The organism is Ruminococcus sp. AM26-12LB, from assembly GCF_003480785.1.
Lineage (GTDB): Bacteria > Bacillota > Clostridia > Lachnospirales > Lachnospiraceae > Blautia_A > Blautia_A fusiformis.
The window spans coordinates 131,887-153,818 of sequence record NZ_QUJX01000001.1 but is presented as its reverse complement, the minus strand read 5'-3'; the positions used below and the strand labels follow the sequence as shown (position 1 = coordinate 153,818).

At 46.6% G+C, this 21,932-nt stretch carries 23 protein-coding genes and 1 pseudogene; 4 read left to right on the top strand and 20 right to left on the bottom strand.

The genetic code is table 11. The features are described from left to right. The first annotated feature begins 90 nt into the window (after positions 1–90). Positions 91–726 carry an endonuclease III gene (gene nth / locus DW694_RS00705; RefSeq protein ID WP_022427162.1) on the top strand — a complete coding sequence of 212 codons (636 nt, stop codon included), beginning with the start codon at positions 91–93 and terminating at the stop codon, positions 724–726. 47 nt (positions 727–773) lie between these two features. Continuing rightward, on the top strand, positions 774–1,307 hold the full coding sequence (locus tag DW694_RS00700) for a DUF3877 family protein (RefSeq protein ID WP_118752388.1): 534 nt from the start codon (positions 774–776) through the stop codon (positions 1,305–1,307). 143 nt (positions 1,308–1,450) lie between these two features. Here the strand turns inward: DW694_RS00700 and DW694_RS00695 are convergent, their stop codons facing one another. From DW694_RS00695 to DW694_RS00675, 6 genes are all read right to left on the bottom strand, one after another. After that, positions 1,451–3,262: a DUF6320 domain-containing protein gene (locus tag DW694_RS00695; protein ID WP_118752387.1), complete on the bottom strand. Its 1,812-nt coding sequence runs from the start codon at positions 3,260–3,262 to the stop codon at positions 1,451–1,453. Then, on the bottom strand, positions 3,228–4,517 hold the full coding sequence (locus DW694_RS00690; protein WP_353615786.1) for an alpha/beta hydrolase: 1,290 nt from the start codon (positions 4,515–4,517) through the stop codon (positions 3,228–3,230). The genes DW694_RS00695 and DW694_RS00690 overlap by 35 nt, the downstream gene beginning before the upstream one ends. Positions 4,518–4,536: 19 nt before the next feature. Next, a complete protein-coding gene (locus tag DW694_RS00685) occupies positions 4,537–5,343 on the bottom strand; it encodes a DNA glycosylase (RefSeq protein ID WP_021652785.1) in 807 nt (268 codons plus the stop codon). Beyond that, entirely contained in the window at positions 5,340–5,726 is a 387-nt protein-coding gene (locus DW694_RS00680; RefSeq protein WP_021652784.1) for a helix-turn-helix domain-containing protein, read from the bottom strand. Before DW694_RS00680 ends, DW694_RS00685 begins: the two co-directional genes overlap by 4 nt. A gap of 15 nt (positions 5,727–5,741) precedes the next feature. Next, a complete protein-coding gene (locus DW694_RS17400) occupies positions 5,742–5,876 on the bottom strand; it encodes a hypothetical protein (RefSeq protein ID WP_021652783.1) in 135 nt (44 codons plus the stop codon). Positions 5,877–6,169: 293 nt separating this feature from the next. After that, positions 6,170–6,613: an HD domain-containing protein gene (locus tag DW694_RS00675; RefSeq protein WP_022427167.1), complete on the bottom strand. Its 444-nt coding sequence runs from the start codon at positions 6,611–6,613 to the stop codon at positions 6,170–6,172. Positions 6,614–7,078: 465 nt separating this feature from the next. Here DW694_RS00675 and DW694_RS00670 point away from each other — a divergent pair, with 465 nt between their 5' ends. Continuing rightward, complete coding sequence (locus DW694_RS00670) at positions 7,079–7,357, top strand: type II toxin-antitoxin system HicB family antitoxin (RefSeq protein WP_015525547.1); 279 nt, start codon at positions 7,079–7,081, stop codon at positions 7,355–7,357. Positions 7,358–7,498: 141 nt separating this feature from the next. On the opposite strand, the gene DW694_RS00665 is transcribed toward DW694_RS00670, so the two are convergent. The 14 genes and pseudogenes from DW694_RS00665 to DW694_RS00600 form a co-directional block, all read right to left on the bottom strand. Continuing rightward, entirely contained in the window at positions 7,499–7,939 is a 441-nt protein-coding gene (locus tag DW694_RS00665) for a winged helix DNA-binding protein (protein WP_022427168.1), read from the bottom strand. A gap of 135 nt (positions 7,940–8,074) precedes the next feature. After that, positions 8,075–9,829: an acetyl-CoA carboxylase carboxyltransferase subunit alpha gene (locus DW694_RS00660; RefSeq protein WP_118368500.1), complete on the bottom strand. Its 1,755-nt coding sequence runs from the start codon at positions 9,827–9,829 to the stop codon at positions 8,075–8,077. Further along, positions 9,819–11,183 carry an acetyl-CoA carboxylase biotin carboxylase subunit gene (locus tag DW694_RS00655; RefSeq protein ID WP_092071743.1) on the bottom strand — a complete coding sequence of 455 codons (1,365 nt, stop codon included), beginning with the start codon at positions 11,181–11,183 and terminating at the stop codon, positions 9,819–9,821. Before DW694_RS00655 ends, DW694_RS00660 begins: the two co-directional genes overlap by 11 nt. A 9-nt stretch (positions 11,184–11,192) precedes the next feature. Beyond that, entirely contained in the window at positions 11,193–11,621 is a 429-nt protein-coding gene (gene fabZ / locus DW694_RS00650) for a 3-hydroxyacyl-ACP dehydratase FabZ (protein ID WP_015525544.1), read from the bottom strand. A gap of 57 nt (positions 11,622–11,678) precedes the next feature. Beyond that, the gene (gene accB, locus DW694_RS00645) at positions 11,679–12,260 is read right to left on the bottom strand and encodes an acetyl-CoA carboxylase biotin carboxyl carrier protein (protein WP_118368501.1); all 582 of its coding nucleotides are present in this window, start codon (positions 12,258–12,260) and stop codon (positions 11,679–11,681) included. A gap of 4 nt (positions 12,261–12,264) precedes the next feature. Beyond that, positions 12,265–13,506 (bottom strand): beta-ketoacyl-ACP synthase II, encoded by a 1,242-nt coding sequence (gene fabF / locus DW694_RS00640; protein ID WP_015525541.1) that lies wholly within the window; start codon positions 13,504–13,506, stop codon positions 12,265–12,267. A 32-nt stretch (positions 13,507–13,538) separates the two neighbouring features. Further along, positions 13,539–14,279: a 3-oxoacyl-[acyl-carrier-protein] reductase gene (fabG, locus tag DW694_RS00635; RefSeq protein ID WP_118368502.1), complete on the bottom strand. Its 741-nt coding sequence runs from the start codon at positions 14,277–14,279 to the stop codon at positions 13,539–13,541. Positions 14,280–14,394: 115 nt separating this feature from the next. Further along, positions 14,395–15,315, bottom strand: coding sequence for an ACP S-malonyltransferase (gene fabD / locus DW694_RS00630; RefSeq protein ID WP_092071748.1), 921 nt, complete (start codon positions 15,313–15,315; stop codon positions 14,395–14,397). A gap of 3 nt (positions 15,316–15,318) precedes the next feature. After that, the gene (fabK, locus tag DW694_RS00625) at positions 15,319–16,263 is read right to left on the bottom strand and encodes an enoyl-[acyl-carrier-protein] reductase FabK (RefSeq protein WP_118752385.1); all 945 of its coding nucleotides are present in this window, start codon (positions 16,261–16,263) and stop codon (positions 15,319–15,321) included. A 121-nt stretch (positions 16,264–16,384) separates the two neighbouring features. After that, positions 16,385–17,350 (bottom strand): beta-ketoacyl-ACP synthase III, encoded by a 966-nt coding sequence (locus tag DW694_RS00620; RefSeq protein ID WP_015525537.1) that lies wholly within the window; start codon positions 17,348–17,350, stop codon positions 16,385–16,387. A 277-nt stretch (positions 17,351–17,627) separates the two neighbouring features. Next, complete coding sequence (locus tag DW694_RS00615; protein WP_118752384.1) at positions 17,628–17,900, bottom strand: DUF1294 domain-containing protein; 273 nt, start codon at positions 17,898–17,900, stop codon at positions 17,628–17,630. A 56-nt stretch (positions 17,901–17,956) separates the two neighbouring features. Beyond that, positions 17,957–18,523 (bottom strand): class I SAM-dependent methyltransferase, encoded by a 567-nt coding sequence (locus DW694_RS00610; RefSeq protein WP_118752383.1) that lies wholly within the window; start codon positions 18,521–18,523, stop codon positions 17,957–17,959. A gap of 23 nt (positions 18,524–18,546) precedes the next feature. Beyond that, a pseudogene (locus DW694_RS00605) lies at positions 18,547–19,037 on the bottom strand (N-acetyltransferase). Between the two features lie 14 nt (positions 19,038–19,051). Continuing rightward, on the bottom strand, positions 19,052–19,690 hold the full coding sequence (locus tag DW694_RS00600) for a Crp/Fnr family transcriptional regulator (protein ID WP_182465462.1): 639 nt from the start codon (positions 19,688–19,690) through the stop codon (positions 19,052–19,054). 290 nt (positions 19,691–19,980) lie between these two features. Between DW694_RS00600 and DW694_RS00595 the strand changes: the two genes are divergently transcribed. Continuing rightward, positions 19,981–21,774, top strand: a complete 1,794-nt coding sequence (locus DW694_RS00595; protein ID WP_118752381.1) for a flavin reductase — start codon at positions 19,981–19,983, stop codon at positions 21,772–21,774. The last annotated feature ends 158 nt before the right edge of the window (positions 21,775–21,932 follow it).

Below are 21,932 nucleotides of genomic sequence, written 5' to 3'. Positions count from 1 at the left end.
CCACCTTGTAATTCTCCGAATGCTGTGGTATCATCCTGGCTGTAGTAATTCAGTAATATAACCGAAATTGAAAGGATGGTTCATATACAAATGACAACACAGGAACTGGCCTATGAAGTTATCAGCCGTTTAAAAAAGGAATATCCGGATGCAGACTGTACACTGGATTATGATGATGCCTGGAAGCTTCTTGTAAGTGTCCGTCTGGCAGCTCAGTGCACCGATGCCCGGGTCAATGTAGTTGTTCAGGATCTCTATGCAAAATACCCGGATGTGGCAGCCCTGGCAGCAGCAGAGCCGGAAGCGATCGAAGCCATTGTACGTCCCTGCGGCCTTGGAAAAAGCAAAGCCCGGGACATCAGCGCCTGTATGCGCATTCTCCACGAACAGTATCACGACAAGGTGCCGGAAGACTTTAACGCACTTCTGAAGCTTCCCGGTGTGGGCCGAAAAAGCGCAAACCTGATCATGGGGGACGTATTCGGCAAGCCTGCCATTGTAACAGATACTCACTGTATCCGCCTTTCCAACCGCATCGGCCTTGTCCATGACATGAAGGATCCGAAAAAGGTGGAAATGGCTCTCTGGAAGATCATACCTCCGGAAGAAGGCAATGATCTCTGCCACCGTCTTGTCAATCATGGAAGAGAAGTCTGTACAGCGCGGACAAAGCCTTACTGTGACCGCTGCTGTCTCAATGATATCTGCGAAAAAAATGGGATCTGAATGTATGCAGTTCAATAAACCTTCAGACCTCGGAAAGGAAAAACATAATGAATTTCAAAAAACTGGAAAATAATCTCCTGGATATGATCCAGGAACAACAGGTAAAGATCGGATACATGAGCGGAGTTACCCGTTTTTATTATCCGCTGCAGTCTCTGAACCGCCTTCTTGGCACAGAGCTTACGGAAGAAGAAATGCAGCATGCAATGGAAGAATTCTCAGATCATACCTGTGACCGTCTTGGAAAAGTAACAGCTTCTTCCAAAAACGGGCGTTTCTGCATCACCCTGCCGCCTCAGGCCTCGGACTACGTTCACGAAAACCGGAAGCCGAGTGAATTTCTGGTACGCTTTATAGGCACGGTTGCCCGTCATGGCTGTACTCTGGATGAAGTGATGGACGTTTTTCATGCTTATTCCGAACATGTACACGTGGAAAAAACAACCGGAACCGGATTTGATTATCTCGTATATTTCGAAGACGGGATCCCGGATGACTACCGGTATTGTCTGTCTCTGGAGGGTGAGCATATGATCTATCATAAGTTCACACCGGAGGACTATGAGGACTTCGGATTCTAATCTCCGAACATCGGACAAGTTTCCCCCACTGCTTATTGCTTTTCGCAACCCTGCAGGAGACTCCCTTGATTTGATCAAAAAACCGCCGGTCTGCAGACAGATTTTCAAAAAGTCCTCTGCAGATCGACGGTTATTTTTATTTTCTATGCACGGAATTTCTTCTGCATCTCCCGCACCATATCTTTCCTCTTAAACAGGAACAGCCATACCAGCATCAGAAAGCTGACGCATATACAGATCAGCGACGGATACAGCACCGTTACCACACCGGCAGCCAACAGGATCACAGGGATCACTCCTCCGAAAGCTCCTGCTTCCAGAAGATAGATCATATATTCCGCCACCTCCAGCTTCTGTACCGCAGTGATCACCCACATGGAGCAGATCACAGCAAGCGCAGCCAGAGGAAGCAGATAATCCACAGACCAGCCACGCCAGCCGGTAAACACATCCCAAAGCACTCCTGCAACAGCTGCGATCACCAGCTGCCACATCTCATTCTTCAGAAGATTCCGCCGCTTCACATAAGCCACTGAAACCATCAGCCAGGTGCAGAACGCCCCTGCAGTCACAAACCAGGCCCAGCCTATATGACCATCCAGCAGATAATCGATCAGATTACATACCACAGCCAGCACAATACACAGAAATGTAAAGCTCTCAAAAAGCTTCATCTGCTGTTTCTGCTCCTCTTTTTGTCCCGGAAGATCATTCTCCCGAATTGTACAGGATACCTGCTCATTTTTCAGTCTCTCCACAAAATTCCGCTCAATATTTCCATTGGGGATCTTGGACGTAAAGCTTAAAACCATCTCATCTCCAAAAGAACAGGAACACAGCTGCAGACTGTCCGTGCTTGCAAAAAGTCCGAATCTCTGAATATATTTCCGATATTCCTCCGGCATCCGGATGATCCCCACATTGGAATAGATCGCCGTGATAGACCTCCCTCCGAGAGTCGTCCCGGCAAGAAGGAACGGGGTTTTGATTTCCAGTGGTACCAGTCGCAGGATCGGATTTTTCTCCAGGCTTACCAGGTCATTCAGCTTTGCTTCGATCACGTCCTTACTCAGTTCCTTTGCAAACTGCTCCTTTACGGATCTCAGAATATCCTCAAAGGCTGTATCAGGCTGAAAATAACAGCTGATCTCGATCCATCCGAAAAAATTTGCCATAGACCGGGACGGAAAATAATTTCTCAAATTTACCGGGATCATCAGACCAATGGGCTTTTTCGCCTGATTCTGAGGTACTTCTTCATGGATCGCCCAGATAAGTGCTGCCGTAAGAAAAACCGTGATCGATACACCGGCCGCTTTTGCACGGGCGTGGATCTCTTTTACCGGAACACAGACTTCCGTGATATTCATATCCTCCTGCCTGAGCTTCTCGCCTTTTAACTGGAAAGCAGGCTTCTTGGACTCTCTCTTTCTTGGCGCGTCGGAGGAATAATACTGGGAAAAGCTGTCCTCCTCCATATCCCTGCCCGTAATGTTTTCATCCGGAAAAAGCTCCGGAAGCTCTGCGGATGGGTGCGTCTCCTGAAGATAATTTTTCACCAGCTCCATCAGAAAATGCATGGCTCCCGTTCCATCCGTCAGCGCATGAAATACCTCGAAATTGATCCTGTTCTTATAATAGCTCACCCGAAAAAGAAGCGTTTTTTTGTCCGGAATATAAAGTCCGCTGCAGGGTGCACCTGCTTCTTTCTTTACCACTGCCGGAATATCACGTCTCTCCAGATAAAACCAGAACAGTCCCTTTCTTAAAACTGCACGGAAAAGAGGATATTTTTCCAGTGTCCTCTCCAGGGCTTCCTGCAGGTTTTCTTCTTTTATCTCTTCTTTCAGTTCACAGTAAAAACGAAATACCCTGGTGTCATTCTTTCCTGTCACCGCCGGGAACGCCAGCGCCGCATTGTCAAGTTTTCTCCACTGTGCATATTCGTTCTTCATGATGCTTTCCTTCTTCCTGTTCCTCTGTTTCCAGAAAACGATTTACATATGCAAAGCTCTCCTGCACATGCAGAAATTTGATCCCCAGTGCAAAATACCCATGAAACGCACCTGCGATCCTGTGCACTTCCACACGATTTCCCGCTTCCTTCAGTTTTTCACCAAATGCCTCACCTTCATCCCGAAGAGGATCGAACTCAGCGGTAAGTATCAGTGTATCCGGCATATTTCGAAAATTCTTCTCCAGGATCGGCGCAAAATAGGGATTCCTCCTGTCTTCTGGACAACTCTCATAGAATTTCAGATAATCTTCCATCTTCTCCGCTGTGAGAAGATAACCGGTTCCGTTTGTTTTTACGGATTCAAAGGGAGAGTCTTCCGTATAACAGTTGTTCAGTGCCGGATAAATAAGGATCTGTTTTTTTGGAAAAAAATCTCCGCGGTCTCTGGCCATCATACATACAGCCGCTGCCAGATTTCCGCCTGCACTATCTCCCATAATGGTGATACGATCCGGATCCGTATTCAGAAGAAAACGATTGGTATAAAAAGTCTTCGCAGCTACATAACAATCCATCAGTCCCACCGGGAAACGGTATTCCGGTGCCAGCCTGTATTCAACAGACGCCACGATCTGGCCGGTAGACTGTGCCATTCTGGCACAAACCCGCTGATAATTCTCTACACTTTCCGTAACCCAGCCACCGCCATGGAAAAACAGGATCACCGGTGGTTTTTTTCCGGAGGCGGCACCGTTTTCCATGTCCTCTTCTGTTGGAAAAAACAGACGGATCGGCACTTTATAGTCTCCGTTATAAACTTCCGCATCCAGTGTCCTGTAAAAGATTCTCATAGGATCCATCTTCTTAAGATCTGCCAGCTTTCTGGAAGCCTCCACTTCGATCCCGCCATAGGAAAGAGCATGGAGCACTGTCCGCACGGCACGTGGCATAGCCGTTTCTCTCCCGGTCGGAATGCCCGGAACTATGACTGGTCGGCTTCTTCTGTTTTCTTTTCTTGTATAGATATATTTTGTTTCTGTTTCATATCTTCCAGGAATGCAGACTTGTTTCACGCAGGTACGCCTATAGGCAATCCTCTTCAGGATCTCATGATCTGTACGGATGATCACTTCCGTTCCCTTATAGCCCCGGATATAATATCTGTTTTCTTTCTTTTTTATACGTGGTTGTCTCAATCGCAGTAAATATTTTCTGATTACTTTTTCCTCCGTGGATTTTTCCTTTATTTTCACCTATGATAGCATCCGCAGTCTATGAGTACAAGTCATAGTAAAAAATATACTGCTGCATGATCCCACGCATTCCTCTGTATCTGCGGTTGGGAAATCCTCTTTTGTAATGCACGTCCATGACCTGACGGATGTGGGTATCTATGGGAAAAGCATCCATATGATGCAGTGCAAACAGGCAGATACATTCAGCTACCTTTTCTCCCACACCACAGAGCTTCATCAGCTCCTTCTTTGCCTGAGGGTAACGCATATCATAGATTTTTTCCAGAGAGATCTGACCGGATGCAATGGTCCTGGCCGTTACTGCGATATATTTTGCCCGGTATCCCAGGCCGCATCCTCTTAACTCCTCTTCCGTTGCCTGACTTAGCGCCTCTACAGTCGGAAAAGCGTAGTATTCCACACCTGCAGATGAATTTTTTCGCTCTCCGTACTTCCGGCAGATGGTTTCGATACATTTGCGGATACGCTTGATATTGTTCTGCTGAGATATCAGAAACGTAACGATCATTTCCCAGAGATCCTGTCTTAATATCCGTATCCCGTCTCCTGCCTTTATTGCGGCACCCAGATATTTATCCCGTGGATTAGCAGCATTCATGTAAGCTTCATAATCCGTATCCAGATCAAAATACAGCACCCAGTAACAGATAAATTCCTCCTGAGAGCAGCAGAAATCCACCACTCCGTCTTTCTGATACATTTCCAGATACTGGTCTCCCGCCACCATGGAAAAATGTCCGTCTCCAAGCTTTCTCATCCGGAAGCACTGTCCGGAATCGCATATTTTATCAAGGCTGAAATGTTCCAGCTCTACTGTGATCATGTCTGTTCCTCTCGTAAATATTTTTCCTTATATAATGTTCTGTATTCTCTTGGTGTCATCCGGTACCGTTCCCGGAATACCCGGTTAAAAGTCCTCTGACTTTCAAATCCCGGGATCTGCACATACGCCTGTTCCACTGCAAGATTATCATCCTTCTCCTTGCGGTTTGCCCTGAGACACCGTACCGCATTTAGAATATCCGGATGCACCTGCTCCTTTTTTATAACCGGGTCTTCCGGACAGCTGTTCTGGATGATATCCGCAAACTGACCAATCAATACCGGCTTTGCCCAGAGATAGACTGCTTTGTTTTCTCCCGGAGAGAACACCTGATAGTGATGGATCACATCCGGAAAGATCACTGCAAAATCTCCCTCTTCCATATGATAAAGTTCCTGTCACATACCAAGCTCCAGAGTTCCCTCTGTGATATCGATAAACTCTATGGAGTTATGAAGATGGGGTGAAGCATGGGCTAAGGTCCGCAGATGAATATGGAGATTCTTCTTTTTTTCTTCGTATACTGGAAACATGGATTTTTCTCTCCGCAATATTTGACTACTTTTTCTGTGTTTTTGGCACGTAATATTTCCGAGAGTTTATTATAATGCATTTGTAAGTTAAAGAAAAGAGGAGGAAAATAAAATGAAAAAAATCATAGAATTTATCAAATATGCGATCAAATGCTACATAGAGATCAATGCAAGAAATCCATACTTCCACTAAGAAGATCCACAATAATATCTGAGGTCACGGATATTTTGTGTGGATCATGCGCATGAAAAAACTGAATAAAAGTCAATAAATGACTTGTGCGAAAATAATATCACCTGGCATCATGAAGTATCTCCAAAGCCCGTTTATATCTTCCATGCAGCCGTGATATCTGTTCAGTAGACATATTTTCGCAGTCAGAAAGACGTGTTACATCAGAATTGTGGAGCAGATCAGCCTGCTTCACTTTTTTTGCGATCGGATTCTTCCGAAGCTTCCGGATATAATCGAAATAATTCATATTCTTATCTCTTGTAAGACAACGTAATGCCTCCACAACCTCTTCCGGAAATTCTCCGGTAAGATCCTCAAATGTGATCTCTGTATCTTCTATCACATCGTGCAGAAGTGCCGTACATACACTGAGTTCATCATCCATTTGCTCCGCTACATGAAATGGATGAAAGATATAAGGTGTCCCGCTTCGATCTGTCTGTCCATGATGTGCCTCGTATGCCACCTTCATAGCTTTTTTCGTCAAAGCTGTATAAATCATAGCTGTGCCTCCCGTCAGGTCTTTCGAACCCCCGTTCATACTCTGTATTACACAGTATAGCATCTATATTTCCTACATACAAGGATAAAAAGTTTTATATATCTATCATTTTTACTTATATACGACAATTTTCTGATTATAGCATCCCAAAAACTCTGCTGTTCTTATTTAGATCTTTCATTGGATCATGAACTCGCTTGCCCTCATTCTGAAATTAGTATATACTTACTAGTACAGCGAAAATTAAGTTTCTGCCATATTGACGCAGGATGATTTCTTCATCTGCAAGGCGGAGGAATGAGGCGTAGCGGTGGCTACGACGATTGACGACAACGCAGCAGATGAAAAATCAGACAAGTCAATATGGCGGTTACTTAATATTCGCTGTACTAGGTCAGGTAAAACTATCCATATTCGTGGTATTACACGGATCACTTCATTTTAAAAAAGAAAGGAATCTTACCTATGAAATTTATATATCCCGCAGTTTTCCGTCCCACAGAGGACAAAAAATACAATGCTTTTTTTCCGGATCTTGCCTGCTGTGAAGCCAACGGTGACACGCTGGATGATGCCATCGAAAATGCCAATGCAGCTGCATACGACTGGATCTACACAGAGCTTATGGAATTTGAGGGAAAGCTTCCTCCGGTTTCCGATGAGAGCGATCTGGAGCTTCAGGAAGGAGACGTTGTCCGCAATATCTCTGTAAATATCCGCTTCCAGGATGGCTGGGACGAATAAACTCTCGTATCACAAAAACAAAGGCGACATTTAATATCATTTTCAATAAATGTCCGTGTCGAAAATGCCTGTTATGCAAAAAGCATCCGGATCGGTAATTGTCCTTTATTACCGATCCGGATGCTTTTATTATACATTTCTTCATTGTTCGTGATACTGTCTGAAAAATTTACGCAGTCCGTCCAGTGCTTTTACCAGCACTTCTGTCTCATTCTCATTCAGCTCTGCGATCACCGCTTCTGTCATCTGCCTATGAAACTCCGCATGATGATGATATGCCATACGTCCCTTATTTGTAAGCTGGATAAATACCACACGCCGGTCCTTCTCACTTCGCTCTCTCTTCACATAGCCTTTTTTTACAAGACTGTTCATAGATGTTGTGAGGGAGCCTACGGTGATCTTAAGCTTGGCTGCAATGGAGGACATGTTCCCCCCTCCAAGGCCTACAGCCTCGATAATGTGCATATCATTGTTGGAAATATCTTTATATTTATCTGTGATGATGGCTTCCTCCTCCAGTCGGAGGATCTCATTGAACAGATTCACCAGCACGTCATTTATAACTTCCCGATTGTCCACTCTACCCGCTCCTGTTTCTCCGGAGCAAAAAAGCTTCTCCGGTTCTCTGTTTATGAAGCCATCGTAACATAAATATGGCATTTTTTCCACTGGATTTTTACTTTGCGGGCTACAAAATCACTGCACTTATTACTTCTACATTTTCCTGAAACGTTCATAGCGATGTTCCAGAAGCTTCTCCGGCTCTTCTTCGCCATATTTCTCAAGAAAATCCGCAATTCCGTTTTCCAGATAACCTGCAATATCATTTATGTTCTCACGGCTTACAGGCTCTGCTTCCGGAATCACATGCTCAATCATCCCCATCTGGTAAAGGTCTGCAGCTGTGAGCTTCATCACTGCTGCTGCTTCCTTTGCCTTTTTGCTGTCTTTCCAGAGAATGGAGGCAAAGCCCTCCGGGGACAGGATGGAATAAACGGAATGCTCCAGCATCCATACCTCATCTGCCACCGCCAAGGCAAGGGCACCTCCGCTTCCGCCTTCACCGATCACAACGGAAAGCACCGGCACTGTGAGACCTGCCAGTGTATAGAGATTTTTTGCAATGGCTTCACCCTGTCCACGTTCCTCTGCTTCCAGCCCGCAGAATGCACCTGGCGTATCTACAAGGCAGATCACCGGACGGTGAAATTTCTCTGCCTGCTGCATCAGGCGCAGGGATTTCCAGTACCCCTCCGGAGATACCATTCCGAAATTCCGGGTAATGTTTTCCTTTGTACCCTCTCCTTTTTCCTGTACAAGGACAGTTACCGGCTGTCCGTGGAAAAATGCCACACCACCGATCACTGCCGGATCATCCCCGCAGTGACGGTCTCCGTGAAATTCCATGAAATCGTCAAAAAGCGCTTCGATGTAATCCTTTCCTGTAGGGCGTGTTTTGGCTCTGGCAAGTTGGACATGTTCCCAGGGAGTGAAATCTCCGGATGGGACGAAGTCCGGCCAGATCCTATTATCTTCCTCAACAGTTTTCATCGATTCCTGATTGTCAGACTTGAACCTATTTTTAATGTCCGTATTATCGGACTGTACATTATTCAGAACTTTATCCTGATGTAATCTCAGAATATCCGCCAATACGATCCTCTGCTCCTCACGCTTTACGATCTTGTCCACAAAGCCGTGTTCCAGAAGAAATTCCGCTCTCTGGAAGCCTTTGGGAAGCTTTTGCCCGATGGTCTGTTCGATCACTCTGGGACCTGCAAAACCGATCAGCGCTTTCGGCTCTGCCAGGATAATATCTCCCAGCATAGCAAAGCTTGCCGTCACGCCGCCTGTTGTCGGGTCTGTGAGGACCGGCACATAAAGAAGTCCGGCATCGCTGTGCTTCCGGATGGCCATACTGGTTTTTGCCATCTGCATCAGGGAAACCAGGCCCTCCTGCATTCTGGCACCGCCAGAACAGATATAGAGGATTACCGGCAGCTTCTCCTCTGTGGCACGTTCAAAAGCCCGCGTGATCTTTTCCCCCACGACTTCTCCCATACTGGACATCATAAAACGACAGTCACAAACACCAAGTGCCACAGGTGTCCCTTTTATAGTACACTTTCCGGTAACTACAGCCTCATCAAGCCCTGTCTTTTCACGAAGCCCCTGAAGCTTTTCTTCGTAGCCTCTGTACTGAAGGGGATTCTGTTCTTCCATGTGAGCATCCCACTCCACAAAGCTCTTTCTATCTGCGATCAGTTTGATCCGACGATAAGCGGGTACATGGAAATAATTTCCGCAGTGGGGACAGATGTATTGATTCTGCTTTACCTCGTCTACAAAAACCGCCGCTTTGCAGGCGTTGCATTTACGCATCAGGTTATCCGGCACCTCCGGAGTGTTTTCCTGTTCTTCACCCCGGATATCCCTGACTGTTTTTTTGAACATGTGCTTAATTCTCATTGATCTTCACTCCCGCAATGATATGGCTGGCAAGAAAGCCAGTGTCAAAGTTTCCGGACTGATAATCCTCATCTTTCAGGATTTCGTACTGATAGTCAATATTTGTATCGATTCCGTCAATGATCACCTCACCAAGAGCACTCTGCATTTTTGCAATGGCTTCTTTCCGGTTACCTGCATGAACGATCAGCTTCGCAAGCATGGAATCATAATATGGCGGGATCTTACAGCCGTTATACACACAGGTATCCACACGGATCCCGTTTCCTCCCGGAAAATGCGCTCCCTGGATAGTTCCCGGCGAAGGACGGAAATTTTTCTGGGGATTTTCAGCATTGATCCTGCACTCAATGGCGTGTCCCTGGATCCGGACATCCTCCTGTGATATCTCAAGAGGCATTCCGGAAGCGATCTTCAGCTGCTCTTTTACAAGATCGATTCCTGTTACCCACTCTGTCACCGGATGCTCCACCTGGATCCTTGTATTCATTTCCATAAACCAGAATTTTCCATCCGGTTCCAGAAGAAATTCAATCGTTCCCGCATTTACGTAACCGGCTGCTTTCGCCGCCGTCACCGCCGCATGACCCATTTTTTCTCTTAATTCCGGAGAAACTGCAGCACTTGGAGATTCCTCGATCATCTTCTGATGATTTCTCTGGATGGAGCAGTCACGCTCTCCCAGATGGATCACATTTCCGAAGCTGTCTGCAAGGATCTGAAACTCAATATGTCTCGGATTTACCACGAAATGTTCAATATACATGGTACCGTCGCCAAAAGCGATCTCAGACTCTTTTCTGGCGGTTGCATAGGCTTCCGGAAATTCCTCCGGTGTGTTTGCCACACGCATGCCTTTTCCGCCGCCGCCAAGAGCTGCCTTGATGATCACCGGATAACCGATTCTCTCAGCTTCCTTAAGACCGGTTTCAATATCCTCCACATCCCCTTCGCTGCCCGGAACTACCGGAACACCAGCTGCGATCATGGTGCTTCTTGCAATTTTTTTGTTGCCCAGCATACGGATGACCTTTGATGGAGGACCCACAAATGTGATCCCGCATTTTTCACAGAGCTCCGCAAATCTGGCATTTTCAGAAAGAAAGCCAAATCCCGGATGAATGGCATCCGCACCGGAAACCATGGTTGCACTGATGATCTGTTCCATATTCAGATAGCTCTGTGCAGATGGTCCCGGTCCGATACAGATTGCTTCGTCCGCCAGCTGTGTGTGAAGGCTTTCCTCATCTGCCTCAGAATAAACCGCCACTGTGGCAATTCCCATTTCTCTACAGGCACGGATAATACGCACCGCGATCTCGCCTCTGTTGGCGATCAGTAACTTTCGAATCATACAATCACCTTACCCGATCATAAATGTAAGCTCAGCCTCTACGGCAACCTCGCCATCCACAGATGCCACTGCAGAACCAATGCCTACAGGACCCTTTCTGCGGATGATCTTTGTTTCAAGACGGAGCTTGTCTCCCGGAGCTACCTTTCTGCGGAATTTACACTTGTTGATGCCTCCGAAATAAGCGGTTTTTCCCTTCATGTCCTCCAGGGAAAGAATGGCTACCGCACCCACCTGTGCCAGCGCTTCTACCATCAGAACACCCGGCATTACCGGCTCCTGGGGAAAATGTCCCCGAAAAAAATCCTCGCGGAAGGTCACACATTTATATCCGACAGCAAATTCACCCGGCTCATAATCTTCAATATAGTCCACAAGCAGAAACGGATGTCTGTGTGGAATGATCTCCTCGATCTGTTTTACATCAAGATGCTTCATTCTCTATCCTCCTGAAACAATAATTTTTCTTATTCTCTGATTCTGATCTGAAGGTACTTATCGGATACGGAAAAGCTTCTGACCGTATTCTACCGGCTGTCCGTTCTCCACATAGATCTCTGCGATCTCGCCGTCAAAATCACTTTCGATCTCATTCATCAGCTTCATAGCTTCCACGATTGCAAGAACCTGGCCTTTTTTTACCTTGTCTCCCACCTGAACGTAAGGCGGAAGATCCTGGGACGGTGCAGCATAAAAGGTTCCTACCAGCGGAGATGTTACCAGGCTGCCTGTCTGATCTTCCCCGCTCTGTGGTACGGTTTCCGACTGCTCAGTACCTTTCACTCCCTGTGCTTCTGCCACAGTTTTTCCTGTCACTGTCACTGCCATTTCATCTGTTGAAGCCGGTACCACAGGATCTTTGCCCGCCACCGGTGCTGTATTCACTGCCCTGCGGACTTTTCCACCGGTCATTCCTACTGCCGGAATGTTTTCCACAGTTTCTCCTATAACCCCCTGGATGATCTGTGGCTTTCCATGCTCCATACTTAAGGTCAGATCTGCTGTCTCATATGTAAAGGCAGTAAGCTCTGATGCAGATACGTGATCGATCAGTTCAAGAATCTGGTTAAATTCCATAGCTTCAGTCCTCCTCATACTTCTTTACAAGCAATGTTCCATTGTGTCCTCCAAATCCAAGGGAATTGCTCATTGCATAACGAACTTCCTGTTTTGCCGGAGCGCCGATCATATAGTTCAGATCAAGCTCCTCCTCTGTTTCTGTTGTTCCCACTGTCTGATGGATAAATCCGTCCAGAATGGATTTTACGCATACGATAAACTCAACAGCTCCTGCTGCGCCAAGAAGATGGCCCACCATGGATTTTGTGGAATTGATCTTTACATCCTTGGCAGCGTCCTTAAACGCAAGCTTGATAGCTCTTGTTTCAAACAGGTCATTGTGATGTGTTCCGGTTCCGTGTGCATTGATATAATCTACCTGCGCCGGTGCAACACCTGCTTCCTTCATGGCATTTTCCATAGCACGTGCGGCGCCGCTTCCGTCCTCGGCCGGAGATGTGATATGGAAAGCATCTGCAGTTGCACCGTATCCCACAACCTCTGCCAGGATATTGGCATTTCTCTTTTTGGCATGCTCAAGCTCTTCCAGAACAACCACACCTGCACCCTCGCCCATAACAAAACCGCCTCTGTCTTTATCAAACGGAATGGATGCACGCAGCGGATCCTCACTTGTGCTCAGTGCAGTAAGGCTTGCAAAGCCTGCGATACCGATAGGGCAGACAGCTCCCTCTGTACCACCGGCAAGCATTACATCTGCATCACCATACTGAATGGCACGGAAAGCATCTCCGATACAATGTGTTCCTGTCGCACATGCCGTTACCACGTTGGTGCATTTTCCTTTTGCGCCGGTAGCGATAGAAACATTTCCGGCTGCCATATTTGTGATCATCTTCGGAACAAGAAGCGGATCCACTCTTGAAGGACCTTTTTCCATAAGCTTCTTCTCATTGGTCTCGGTAGCCTGAAGACTTCCCACACCGGAGCCGATGATAACGCCTACCATGTACGGATCTTCCTCTTCCATCTTAAGCCCGGAATTTTCCACTGCTTCCAGTGCAGCTGCTACCGCATACTGGGAAAAAGGCTCCATTCTTCTTGCAGTTCTCGGATCCATGCGATCCTTTGCCACAAAATCTTTAAGCTCTGCTGCCAGTGTTGCCTTGTATCCGGTCGTATCAAAACGGGTGATCGGTCCGATCCCCACCTTTCCTTCTTTTACTCCGTTCCAGAAGCTTTCCACATCATTTCCGATCGGTGTTACTGCTCCAAGTCCTGTTACTACTACTCGTCTTTTCATCAATCTATCCTCCTGACTCCGGGGAGCCTTCTTTACATTGCCATTCCGCCGTCTACGCGAAGTACCTGTCCTGTGATGTAACGTGCACCGTCTGATGCCAGAAATGCGGCTGCCTTTGCCACGTCTTCTGTTGTTCCCATGCTTCCCATGGGGATAGATGCCGCAATATTTTCTTTTACTTTGTCAGAAAGCACGTCCGTCATATCTGTTTTGATAAATCCCGGTGCAATGGCGTTGACCGTGATCCCTCTGGATGCCAGCTCCTTTGCAGCGGATTTTGTAAGACCGATGATCCCGGCTTTGGATGCCGCATAATTGGCCTGTCCTGCATTTCCACGAAGGCCTACCACCGATGAAAGGCTGATGATCCGGCCGCTTCTCTGCTTCAGCATCATTCTGGACACATGACGGATGCAGTTGAAGGTTCCTTTCAGATTGATGTCAACAACTCTGGAAAAATCTTCCTCACTCATTTTCATGAGAAGTCCGTCCTTCGTAACTCCGGCATTATTTACCAGGATATCAACACGTCCGTATTTCTCTGCAACAGCTTTGAAAAAAGCTTCACATGCATCAAAATCTGCCACATTGCACTGCAGGATATCTGCCTGGCCGCCGACTGCCTCGATCTCTGCTTTTGTTTCCCGTGCTTTTTCTTCTGAGCCGTTATAATTGATCACTACAAGGTTTCCTGCTTTTGCAAGCTCCAGGGCGATGGCTTTCCCGATCCCACGTGCACCGCCTGTTACAACTGCGATTTTTTTCTCTGACATATGAATTCCTTTCTGATGTTATGCGGTCATCCGTGATCCGCATTTGTTACCTGGCATTTCTGTCTGCTGCACTATGCCTGCTTTATTTTTGATTCTTTATCTTTTTTTCCAATATTTATACCAGTTCCTGGCAGACCTTCTCTGCATCTTCTACGGTCTGGATGTTATATACTTTTACATTTCTGTCGATCTTTCTCATAAATCCGGCAAGGGTTCTTCCCGGTCCGATCTCAATAAATGTATCTACTCCCTGACGGATCATATTTTCCACACTCTGCTGCCAGCGCACGGAAGAAGAAATCTGTTTTTCCAGAAGTGCTTTTGTTTCCGCCGGATCTTCCACATACTCTGCGGTCACGTTTGTCACATACGGGATTTTAAGTTCATGAAGTGTGACACCCTCCAGAACCTTTCCCAGTTCTTTTCCTGCAGTGGCAAGCATTGCGGAGTGGAACGGTCCGCTGACATTTAACGGGATCACTCTTCTTCCTCCGGCTGCCTTCAGCTTTTCAGAGGCTTCCGCAACTGCCTCCGCAAGGCCTGTGATCACGATCTGGCCGGGACAGTTGTAGTTTGCAATGCTTACATCTGCAATGTCTGCAAGCACTTCCTCGATCTTCTCTGTCTCCATTCCCATAACTGCTGCCATGCTTCCCTTACCTGCCGGAACTGCCTGCTCCATAAGGATTCCCCTTTTTCTCACGGTAGTAACAGCATCCTTCAGCTCCATGCCGCCGGCAGCTTCAATAGCGCAGTACTCGCCAAGGCTTAATCCTGCAGTTACATCTGGATGAAGTCCCATCTCCTCTACCACCTTCTCCATGGCAAGACAGGTAGTGACCAGTGCAGCCTGTGTATATTCAGTCAGGTCAAGCCTGTCATTTTCTTCAAAGCAAAGTGCTTTCATATCCAGATCCAGCCACTCACCGGCAGAGTCGAAAACATCCTTTGCTGTATCGTATTTCTCATAAAAATCTTTTCCCATTCCGGCCTTCTGTGCACCCTGGCCCGGAAAGATGAATGCTGTTTTTCCCATTTATTATTCCTCCACAAAAAAACTGTTTTTCTTTACAGTCTCTTTTGTCTCTCTGATCAGTCTTGCCATCAGCTCCTTACAGGTCGGTACATCCTTTACCATACCTGCGATCTGTCCGGACATAACGCTTCCGGTTTTTACATCGCCGTCAACAACAGCCTTCCTGAGGCCACCAAGTGTCAGCATTTCCAGTTCTTCAAAGGATGCACCTGCAGCTTCTTTCTCCAGATATTCCTTTGTCATAGGGTTTCTTAAGGTACGGACCGGATGACCTGTGGTACGGCCGGTTACTCTTGTGTCGATATCCCTGGCTTTCAGAAGGAATTGTTTGTAATTCTCATGTACGTGACATTCCTCTGTTGCCACAAATCGGGTTCCCATCTGTACGGCTTCTGCACCCAGCATAAAGGCTGCCGCGATCCCACGACCGTCTGCAATTCCACCTGCTGCAATTACCGGGATCTTTACTGCATCCACGACCTGCGGTACCAGCGCCATAGTGGTTGTCTCACCGATATGTCCGCCGGACTCGGTTCCCTCTGCTACCACTGCATCTGCGCCACAGCGCTCCATTCTTCTTGCAAGAGCTACAGATGCAACAACCGGGATCACCTTTACTCCGGCAGCTTTCCATGCTTCCATGTATTTTTCCGGGCTTCCGGCACCGGTTGTTACTACCTTGATCCCTTCTTCTACTACGATCTTCGCAACCTCATCGGCACTTGGACTCATCAGCATGATGTTTACACCAAAAGTCTTATCTGTCAGTTTTTTCGCCTCACGGATCTGCTCACGCACCCACTCTGCCGGTGCGTTTGCCGCTGCGATCAGTCCCAAGCCGCCTGCCTCGGATACTGCTGCCGCAATGTGATGATCTGCCACCCAGGCCATACCGCCCTGGATGATGGGATATTCAATACCAAGTAATTCTGTAACTTTTGTTTTCATCTTTTACCTCCGGAAAATTAAATCAAGCGGATAAAAGCATCCGCGGTTTATTTGGATCAAGCGGATAAAAACATCCGCATTCACTACGTAGCCTTATTTTAACAATTCATTAACAGGGGCTTTAATACTCGATCAGGCTTGCTCCGTACGTCAGTCCGCCGCCGAAGCCTGCAAGGACCATTCTGTCACCCCGCTGCAGTTTTCCACTTTTTTTCATCTCATCCAGGAGGATAAGAAGACTTGCGGAAGAAGTATTGCCGTATCTGTCCATATTCATAGGGAACTTGGAAATGTCTTCGCCCAGCCGCCTTGCTGCAGAACGGATGATGCGCTCATTTGCCTGGTGGAGAAGATAATAACTGATATCTTCACAGGAAACCTGCTCTCGGGAAAGAAGCTCCTTCACAGCCTCCGGTACCTTGCTCACGGCAAAGCTGAACACTTCCTTTCCGTTCATCTGTATGTAGGTTTCCTTTGCCTTCGGATCATTTTCATAACGGATCTGATTTCTGCTCTGTAAGGTAAGTGCACCGCCTTTTTTTCCAATGGAATGGGTTACCTGTGCATAGCTTCCACCCTCTTCTGCTCTCAGCACGACTGCTCCCGCACCATCCCCGAAAAGAATGCAGGTGCCACGATCTGTCCAGTCCGTTAAACCGGACAGTTTTTCCGCTCCGATCACAAGGGCATTCCTATATATTCCCTGGGCCAGGTATGCCTGCGCAGTGTTCAGTGCCAGAAGAGATCCTGTGCAGGCGCCGTTCAGATCAAAGCAGGTAGCCTTTTCCGCTCCGAGCCGCTCCTGCACCCCACATGCCACACAGGGCATGATCTCTGTTGGAGAAATGGTTGCCACAAGGATCAGATCGATTTCTTCTGCCTTCATTTCTGCGTCTTCCAGAGCTTTTAATGCTGCCCCCGCTGCCATCGTCACAGTATCTTCGTCCTCTTTTGCAATATGTCTCTGTACCACACCGGTTCTTTCCCGGATCCACTGATCACTGGTTTCCACCATCTTTGCCAGATCGTTGTTATCCCACACTCTGTCCGGTGCCCACGAACCGGTTCCACATATTTTACCTGTCATATTTTTCTCCATGATATCTATCTTAAATCAGTCTGTATAAATCTGTACTGCTGTTCTCTGAATTATCTTTTATCTTAAAATATTTTGATTATCAAATTATATCATCATAAAAGTATTTGTCAAGAAGGAATTTTTGAGCATCCTTTTATGAAAAAAATAACAGCTGCCCCAGGCGTGGAGTATTGGTCTCTCCTCTGTCCTGTGACAGCTGTCTTGTTTTTTTCAGACAGGTATTGTATTTATGGTTATTACATTTATAGTTATTGCCTTCATAGTTTTACTTCATCGCCCACTGTACCAGGCACACCACACCAATCTGCACCAGCAGTATCACCGGTACACCAATTGCAAATCTGGCTTTTCGGGTTTTGTGGTGAAAAAATCTCATGCCAAGGATCGCCCCGACGCTGCCACCGATGACAGCACTTAAGATCAGAGTCTTCTCCGGGATCCGCCATTTATTACGACGTGCTTTCTGCTTGTCAACTCCAAAAAGCACAAAGACCAGGATATTGACTGCAAGCAGATAATAATATATGTAATCATTCATGATAGCTCCCTCCAGGATCTGTGTCCTGTATTTCGGACAGTAACCGATTTATGTCTTCATTGCAGTTTGATGATCAGCACCGGTATGGGCGGATCATTGGGCCGGTTTGCATATTCCGACAGGATCACCAGATATTTATGAGGATCCAGCTGACGGATAAACACAAGCATCTCATCCCGTTCCTGATATCCCGTATCCCCGCCACTGTAAATGCAAAGTGTCATAAGTCCGCCTTTTTTCAGAAGCTTAAGTCCGCTTTCTACCGCTCTTTTGCTGCTGTCTGCTCTGGTCGCCACCGAATGGTCTCCGCCGGGAAGATATCCCAGATTAAAGGTGATGCAGGACACGGTTTCTTCTTCTGCATAAACATCCATATTCTCATGAGACTCCAGAAGAAGCTGATAATTTTCCGGACAGTTATCTCTTTTCAGTCGCTCCTTCGTATGTTCCAGTGCCTGCTTCTGAATGTCAAAAGCCAGAACCCGTCCCCTTTTTCCTGCAAGCTGGCTTAACAGAGCCGTGTCATTGCCATTTCCCATTGTTGCATCGATACAGATGTCTCCCGGCATGACCTGGTGCCGTATAAAATGCTGCATGTATGCAGTGATCTGAAGATTTTTCATTTAAAAATCCTTTCAAAATTCTCTTACAGTTCATGATAATACGGACAGATATCCTCATAATGTCCATCCTTCATACGGAACCCCTTCGGGATCACGCCAAGCTGGGTAAATCCAAGTCTCTCATAAAGATGTCTTGCAGGAACATTGCAGGCCACAACCGCATTAAACTGCAGGACACCAAAACCATGCTCTTTTCCCCGGGTCAGGCAGTCGGATACCAGCTTTTCTCCTATGTGAAGTCCTCTGGAATCTCTGCTTACCGCATAGCTGGCGTTACAGATATGACCGCATCTTCCGATATTATTCGGATGAAGGATGTAAAGTCCGTAAACTTTTCCGCTTTCCGCATCTACTGCTGCAGCTGTATAGGTCTGTTCTGCAAAAAAGCTTTTCCTGTCTCTTCGTTAAGGCATTCTTCCTGTGGAAAAGCCACACCGTCTTCTACAACCTCATTCCATATCCGGATCAGATCCGGAAGATCTTTTTCTTCGTATTTTCTTACGGTAACATTCATGATGATCTTCTCCTCTATTTAAGCAGCTCCACATTCCGTCCGTTTCTTCGGATCACACCCTCATCCGAAAGATTTTTGATCTCCCGCATCATGGCACTACGGTCCACACTTAAGTACTGGGCCAGTGCGGTATAGGACATGGGCAGCTTGAATTTCCCGGCATTTTTTTCCGCAGCCAGAGAATGCAGATAGGCTATCAGCTTCTTCCTGGTGGAGGATCGTGAAAGCATGTATATCCGATCTGTCTGCTGCCTGGAACGAAGGGCCGTCATCTGCAGCAGATTACTGACCATCTGGCTGTGATGATGACAGGCATTTTCACAGCGCTTGATCACATGCTCATAATCAATAAACAGCACTTTCGTCACGGTAGTGGCACATACATAATAATGCTGGGAATCTGACGAAAGCAGAAACGGTTCGCCAAATACACTGTCCTTATTCAATTCATCGATGACATACTCATTTCCATCCTCGTCACAGCAGTAGAGAACTGCTCTTCCCTCCTGGATCAGACCGATCTTTTTCATGGAGCTGGAATATTCCATTATGGTTTCTCCATTCTGAAAAACTTTCTCCCGGACTTTGAAGCAGACACGCATCCTTTCCTGTTCTTCGGGCAAAATATCCGTAAATAAAGTGATATGCTCCATAAATTTTCCTCCCACCGGCAAAATAATCTTCCGCATATCTGTACTTTTCTCTCTGCATCCAGGACTATGTAAGAGGACTCTCAAAGCAGATATCCGTATTTTATTTTGCTGCATGTTTCTGATTTTATACCAGCACGAAAAAAATGTAAAGTCTGGAATTTTTTTCTGTTTTGTTGTATTTGCAACAGTTTTTGTTGTCGATTTCTGTTATATTTTTATCAAAGTTAAGAAACAAACAAAACCTGAAGCATATAAATAAATCCACCATAGAAAGAAAAGAGGAATCGCTCATGAAAATCACAGATACCATCAAATATGTAGGCGTTAATGATCATCAGGTTGACCTTTTTGAAGGCCAGTACAAAGTGCCGAACGGCATGTCCTACAACTCCTATGTGATCCTGGACGAAAAAATTGCGGTTATGGATACGGTAGATGCAAATTTTACTCACGAATGGCTTGATAATATCCAGAAAGTTCTGGGTGACCGGAAACCGGATTATCTGATCGTACAGCATATGGAACCGGATCATGCAGCCAACATCGCAAACTTCCTGAAGGCTTATCCTGACACCATCGTTGTTTCCAACAAAAAAGCCTTCGCCATGATGCAGAATTTCTTTGACCTGGATCTGGAAAGTCATCAGATCATCGTAGATAACGGCGGAACCCTTTCCCTTGGAAAACACAATCTGACTTTTGTATTTGCACCGATGGTTCACTGGCCGGAGGTTATGGTCACTTATGACAGCACAGAAAAGGTTCTTTTTTCCGCAGACGGCTTCGGAAAATTCGGTGCCCTGGATGCAGATGAACCATGGGACGATGAGGCAAGAAGATACTATATCGGCATCGTTGGAAAATATGGTGTGCAGGTGCAGAATCTTCTGAAAGTAGCCGCAACTCTGGATATCCAGACCATCTGCCCGCTCCACGGACCGGTTCTTACTGAAGATCTTGGACATTATATCAGTCTCTATGATACCTGGTCTTCCTATACACCGGAGGATGACGGAATCGTGATCGCCTACACTTCCGTTTACGGCCACACAAGAACAGCAGTCGCACAGCTTGCCGATAAATTCCGTGCCAAAGGATGTCCGCGTGTTCTGATCTATGACCTTGCAAGAGATGATATGTCCCAGGCACTGAGCGATGCTTTCCGTTACTCCAAGCTGGTTCTCGCAACCACCACATATAATGCAGGCATCTATCCGTTTATGAACGACTTTATTACCCGACTGACAGAGCACAACTTCCAGAACCGCACGGTAGGACTGATTGAAAACGGAACCTGGGCACCGCTGGCAGCGAAGGTTATGAAAGAAATGCTTTCCAAATGCAAAAAGATCAGCTGGCTGAATACCACAGTTAAGATCATGTCTGCAGTAAACGAAGAAAACCGCAGGCAGATGGAAGCTATGGCTGATGAGCTCTGCCAGGAATACATTGCAAAAAGCGATGATCTTGCCAACAAGAATGATATGACTGCTCTGTTCCGCATCGGTTACGGCCTCTATGTGGTAACCTCCAACGATGGCAAAAAGGACAACGGTCTGATCGTCAATACCGTTACACAGCTTACCGACAATCCATATCGCGTGGCTGTCAACATCAACAAGGCAAACTACTCTCACCACGTGATCCAGCAGACCGGTATCATGAACGTAAACTGCCTGTCCACAGATGCTCCGTTCTCTGTTTTTGAGCAGTTCGGCTTCCAGTCCGGCAGAAGCACCGATAAATTTGCCGGACAGAAAGTAAACCACTCCGACAACGGCCTGGTATTCCTGGACAAATATATCAATGCTTTCATGTCCCTGAAGGTAGAAAACTATGTGGATCTCGGCACTCACGGAATGTTCATCTGCAGCGTCACAGAGGCCCGTGTCATGAGCGATCAGGATACCATGACTTACACCTACTACCAGAAACATGTAAAGCCAAAGCCACAGACCGAGGGCAAAAAAGGCTGGGTATGCAAAGTCTGCGGATACATCTATGAAGGCGATGAACTTCCGGAAGATATCATCTGCCCGCTGTGCAAGCATGGCGCTGTGGATTTTGAGCCGATCGAAGGATAAGACTGAAATCCCCATAACATAAATTGATTTAATCCGGTTACAGCTCCCTTATTTTTACAAATTATAAACCACAAAAAAGACAGGCTTCTGAGGTGGCCTGTCTTTTTTGTATTATCATCCAATGTCTTCGCAGCGTCTTTCACCAAATTTATTCTTAC